We start from the raw sequence: 4,303 nt of genomic DNA, 5'->3' as shown, positions 1-4,303 counted from the left end.
TGGTTCAAGCTTTCTCGGTCTAAATTTTGAGGCAGGTTTTGGTTCATATCTGTGATACTCCCCCTCAAGTGTTCCCTTTGTCAATACTCTGTTACCTGAATCCTTACAATTGCTCAGGAGTTAATAGGTGGCTATGAACCAGAAATTGGATGAAAAACAAGCACGATTTCAAAGCGAAAATACATCACATCGCTTAGGGCATATAGCTTCTAATTTAGCTAGGCTGAGAACATTTTGTGACACTGCTTACCCGGAAGCGGTCGAAAGTGTGGCAGATGAAACTATATGTTTTATCGAATGGACAGCAGCAGAAATTGAACCAGAATATGCCGAAGAATTGGTGAACATTCAAGTTCAAATAGCTAGGTGGAAATTAAGGTTTGATAGTCTGTGGTCTAATGAGAGCGAACGCAAAAATATGTCCGAGCAAGCTAGTGCTTGGTCAGAGCGAATATTAGATATGTCAGGTTTGTTGTCCGAATCCATCTAAAATTTTACTCCGATTATTCTATTTTGAGTTTTGCAGAAAATATGAGTAATGCCTTATCTTGCTTATACCATCTTCTTAGAACTCATTAAACCTAAAAGCGACTTAAATATTACAATTCCTCCAACCAAAGCGAAACTCGATCCTAAGCCGCCCAACATAAGAGGTAAAAACCATAAACTTAGCCAAGAGTTGATCTGTGCAGAACTGGGGTTATCAGGACTGTATAGAACTTCTACCTGCTGACCTTTAGCAAATTCTGGTGTATTGCTAGCTGAATTTGATTCAAAAACCGTTGATTCACCAGAACGTGTAGTAAATTGCACGACTGGATAGTAGACATAAGACCGATACCCTTTGCTATCAGGTGATGAAAGACGTTGCTGTAATTCTATAACTGTTCCTTGTGCTGGAATTGCCGCAGACACGAAAGAGCGAGTATTAATTCCAATAATGATGCCGGTGACAGCAATTATGCTGCCAACACCACCGAATATTGAACCAAATATAAGAAAGAACTTTGTATCTCCATTCATAAGATAGGTGAATTGTTGATTGTTAACGTTAAAAGGAATAAGTTTTGCCCATACTTTTTATAATTTTTGTAGGGTGCGTTAGGCTTTAGCCTAATACACCCTACTTAAGGTTTAATTTATAAGTCGTTTCCATAAGTCGATGTTTTTAGATTAAAAAATAATCGGGGAAAACTAGGGGAGACGAGCCATTAGTTATTAGTCATTAATCGTCTGATGATAAGCCGCTTGTGCGTCTACGCATCAATCGGGTGTATCCGAGTAGGCGCGAATGAGTCGGTGCAGAGTTTTTTGGAGTTGTTGGGGAATCTGAATCAGGCTTCCACAATTGCGAACTCATTCGGAAAACCCTAAAAAGAGTGTAGTAATCCCATCTGTTGGCTTAAAAACAGTTGCAGCAGAATCAAGATAGTAAGAAGTCCGAATGTGTGCAAAGAATCTAGATCTCCGGCTTCTTAATGTTCCCTTCGCTCTCATTAGGAATCGGTTCTATGAAGACGGAAACCAGTTCACAATCGGCATACAGCAAGTTTATTGAGCAGATCAAATCTTCGCAAGTGCAACGGGTTACCATTAAGCCAGATCGTATTGAATATATCCTCAAACCAGAATTTGGCAGTCAGCGCTACTATACCGACCCCTCTGGACAAATAGGGGATCTTAAAAACTTGTTGCAAAGCCATAATGTAGAAATTATTAGCCTTGGCGATAACTCTGCCAACGCCGCAGGCATTATTGGCCTACTTCTTTCTAGTGGGATACTGGTTGGTGCGTTTGCATGGCTTTTGATTGTGCAAAAAATAAACTCTAGCTCATTATTTAATGCAAAGTTTGTAGCTATAAAGCTTAATCTGGCGTTACTTGTGGCTTATTTTATGGTTCACAAGTTGGCTCATTTAATGATTCAAGTCACAGTTGCTGAGGGGACTGGTCTAATAAATAACGTAGATAATCAATCGTATTTTCTGAGTTACCTGCACTATAGGCTTTAAGAAGTAATTCTCCTTTGAGATAGTCAACTGCTCCGTAGTACGTCTGCTTGTCTCGCTCATTGACGACCGGAACTGCTATTTCTTGGTCAGTTTTACCCCAGACATACCCACTCAAATCTCCCCTAATTCTGATGACACTCATCTATTAAAAATACTCTCAATAATCCTGCTTCTATTTCTTTTCTGCGGCTTGCCAACAATGTCTCAATCTGTTTTTTTTTACAGCAACAGCGTCTTCGTCTGCTTTTGGATTGAGCTTTGTAGTTTTCTTCCAACTAATTCCTGCTGCATCAAATAAGTCATAATCAGTGGGCTTAACTCCGGAAGCTGTAATCAATTTTCCTGCTTTTAACTCCTCCTCAAGTGCTGCGATCGCAGCATCATCGATTTTCCGTTTTGCACAAGAGTGCTTTCTTAATTTCTAATAAGCCTGACAGCCCATCAGTTCTGTACTTCTGCAACCATCTCGTGACCGTTGAACTATCTCTTGCCAAACGTTTTCCGATTTCTTGCTGTTCCTTTACTTGTCCGCTTTTGAGCCACCACAACATAATAAGTTTTTCTTTCTGGTTTCCCAAGTTGGCTGTTTGTAAGCGTTTTTTTAGTTCCTCTTCGCTCTCTGCAATTTCAATCTTAAACGGGCGGCTCATGGCTATTTAAACTTAGGAGATGGCTTCTCCCTATTATATGCAGCTTCATATTAAATTGGTATTATTGGTACTTATTGAGAATAGGTTTTGATGCCATTTTTGCTGATTTACTGTTACTCAAATGTCTTTTTCCAATCAATATGTCTGTTTTTATTCTCACTTTGATGTTTCTTCTCCGTAATTTCACACTGTGATAGTTAGGGGTGCGGAATGTGGGTTGTAGACTTGCACCTGTATTCCGATTCCGATTGTAGCGATCGCTTCAACTTCTTCCAGGCAGGAGAAAAGTAGTCTATTCTTTTACTATGTGCAGAATTACAAAGTGCAAAATGCCATCAGGTATCTGTTGCAAATCAATTATATGAACTTACAGGCATTGCGGTCAAACATTTAGAGTAACTTCACTTGTGAGCGACCGCTCGTTTATACTCACACTTTTAAGCGAAAAAAACCTTTTTTTACGCTTTATATACGCTAAATAAACTTAATTTAACTGATCCAATTTCCTCACTACAAACCTAACACTACAGTTATGATAATCCTCTCGATCAGCAGCCATTATAGAAAATCAAACTACTCTTCTTATTGAGCAACAGTTTATAATATTCTATAAAGATGATTGAGAAAAATGATTAAGCCTAAAAATTTGTATCGCGGACACCCAATGGAAAAAGTTGGTCACGGTAAAAGAGCGGTATTTAAAACAACTATCAACGAAAAAGAATGGTCTGCCGTGACTGAATTAGAGGTAAAAACAGCAATTGATGCTTGGATTGATGAAGGAATAGAGCCTTAGTTATTGCCTACATAGCTATACTTTGTGCCGACATGAATAATTGAGTTGCAAAAGAAGGAGGCACGGAATAGCCGATAATTGACCCCGCCGTTGCTGCCTCTTGGGGGAACTCGTACCAATCGGGAAATCCTTGTAACTTCGTTGCTGCTGCAATTGACAAAGACTTGACCGTACCATCGGGCAACCAAACATCAGCGAATTTATTCCGGTTGCATCCCTTGCGATCGGTGAAATGAGAGCGCACGATAGTATTAGCTGGCAGATGCCCCGGCTTGTACTTCAGTCCATTTCGCCCACCAACCCGTTCTATCAGCAGTGGTGCGGGTTCGTTAGTTGCTAAAAATTGTTCTACCGCTTGCTGTTGTTTGGGCAGTAGATGAGAATCGGGCACACAACAATTCGCAATTCGCGCATGAGCGCAATTCGCATGTAGAGATAAGGACGGAGCAGTAGTGAAGTTAAAAGCGAAGGTTGTAATTAGATTACTTCGCTTTTGTTGCTTTTATTGCAGTTGCTCTAACCATGTTACTAAATCATCAACTGATGTAAAATCTAGAAACGCTTCTCCTAGTGCCTCCAGTTGCTCAGTAGATAATGCACGAATTCGCTCAATAATTGAGGTATCAACTTCTCCAAAGCGCCGATTTAGTTGACGATAAAATAACTTGAATTCGCCTTTTTGCAGAATATCCTGATAAATAACAGATTCTTGCATAATGTCCTCCCGTAAAAATTGACGAATTAAGTCTTTTGTAAATCGTAAACCAGCAAAAATCTCGGTACACCCAGCAATATTTTGTCTTTCAACTCTATTAGGAATTTTAGCGACACTTTGAGCAACCTGG

General features: G+C 39.7%; 8 protein-coding genes. 3 read left to right on the top strand and 5 right to left on the bottom strand.

Annotated features, from left to right (window positions below; translation table 11 throughout):
- The first annotated feature begins 133 nt into the window (after positions 1–133).
- Positions 134–490 carry a hypothetical protein gene (locus H6H03_RS39325; protein ID WP_190960384.1) on the top strand — a complete coding sequence of 119 codons (357 nt, stop codon included), beginning with the start codon at positions 134–136 and terminating at the stop codon, positions 488–490.
- 62 nt (positions 491–552) lie between these two features.
- On the opposite strand, the gene H6H03_RS39320 is transcribed toward H6H03_RS39325, so the two are convergent.
- Positions 553–1,023, bottom strand: coding sequence for a DUF3592 domain-containing protein (locus H6H03_RS39320; protein ID WP_190960383.1), 471 nt, complete (start codon positions 1,021–1,023; stop codon positions 553–555).
- Positions 1,024–1,511: 488 nt separating this feature from the next.
- Between H6H03_RS39320 and H6H03_RS39315 the strand changes: the two genes are divergently transcribed.
- Positions 1,512–2,012 (top strand): ATP-dependent metallopeptidase FtsH/Yme1/Tma family protein, encoded by a 501-nt coding sequence (locus tag H6H03_RS39315; protein WP_190960382.1) that lies wholly within the window; start codon positions 1,512–1,514, stop codon positions 2,010–2,012.
- Positions 2,013–2,184: 172 nt separating this feature from the next.
- Here H6H03_RS39315 and H6H03_RS41690 read toward each other — a convergent pair whose 3' ends face one another.
- On the bottom strand, positions 2,185–2,349 hold the full coding sequence (locus H6H03_RS41690) for a winged helix-turn-helix domain-containing protein (RefSeq protein WP_277926241.1): 165 nt from the start codon (positions 2,347–2,349) through the stop codon (positions 2,185–2,187).
- A gap of 43 nt (positions 2,350–2,392) precedes the next feature.
- Complete coding sequence (locus H6H03_RS39305; RefSeq protein ID WP_190960381.1) at positions 2,393–2,662, bottom strand: helix-turn-helix domain-containing protein; 270 nt, start codon at positions 2,660–2,662, stop codon at positions 2,393–2,395.
- A 628-nt stretch (positions 2,663–3,290) separates the two neighbouring features.
- Between H6H03_RS39305 and H6H03_RS39300 the strand changes: the two genes are divergently transcribed.
- On the top strand, positions 3,291–3,458 hold the full coding sequence (locus H6H03_RS39300) for a hypothetical protein (protein WP_190960380.1): 168 nt from the start codon (positions 3,291–3,293) through the stop codon (positions 3,456–3,458).
- Between the two features lie 7 nt (positions 3,459–3,465).
- On the opposite strand, the gene H6H03_RS41065 is transcribed toward H6H03_RS39300, so the two are convergent.
- Both H6H03_RS41065 and H6H03_RS39290 read right to left on the bottom strand, forming a co-directional pair.
- Positions 3,466–3,849 (bottom strand): DNA cytosine methyltransferase, encoded by a 384-nt coding sequence (locus H6H03_RS41065; protein WP_313932046.1) that lies wholly within the window; start codon positions 3,847–3,849, stop codon positions 3,466–3,468.
- Positions 3,850–3,960: 111 nt separating this feature from the next.
- Positions 3,961–4,303: DUF4351 domain-containing protein (locus H6H03_RS39290; protein ID WP_190960379.1), on the bottom strand; the 343-nt coding region annotated here is incomplete at its 5' end.

The organism is Nostoc paludosum FACHB-159, from assembly GCF_014698835.1.
Lineage (GTDB): Bacteria > Cyanobacteriota > Cyanobacteriia > Cyanobacteriales > Nostocaceae > Nostoc > Nostoc paludosum.
This window is presented reverse-complemented; position numbering and strand designations above follow the sequence as displayed.

Excerpts from the sequence above, each read along its gene's own strand:
- H6H03_RS39320 (WP_190960383.1), bottom strand. The coding sequence starts at position 1,023 with ATGAATGGAGATACAAAGTTCTTTCTTATATTTGGTTCAATATTCGGT.
- H6H03_RS39325 (WP_190960384.1), top strand. The coding sequence starts at position 134 with ATGAACCAGAAATTGGATGAAAAACAAGCACGATTTCAAAGCGAAAAT.
- H6H03_RS39315 (WP_190960382.1), top strand. The coding sequence starts at position 1,512 with ATGAAGACGGAAACCAGTTCACAATCGGCATACAGCAAGTTTATTGAG.
- H6H03_RS39300 (WP_190960380.1), top strand. The coding sequence starts at position 3,291 with ATGATTAAGCCTAAAAATTTGTATCGCGGACACCCAATGGAAAAAGTT.
- H6H03_RS39305 (WP_190960381.1), bottom strand. The coding sequence starts at position 2,662 with ATGAGCCGCCCGTTTAAGATTGAAATTGCAGAGAGCGAAGAGGAACTA.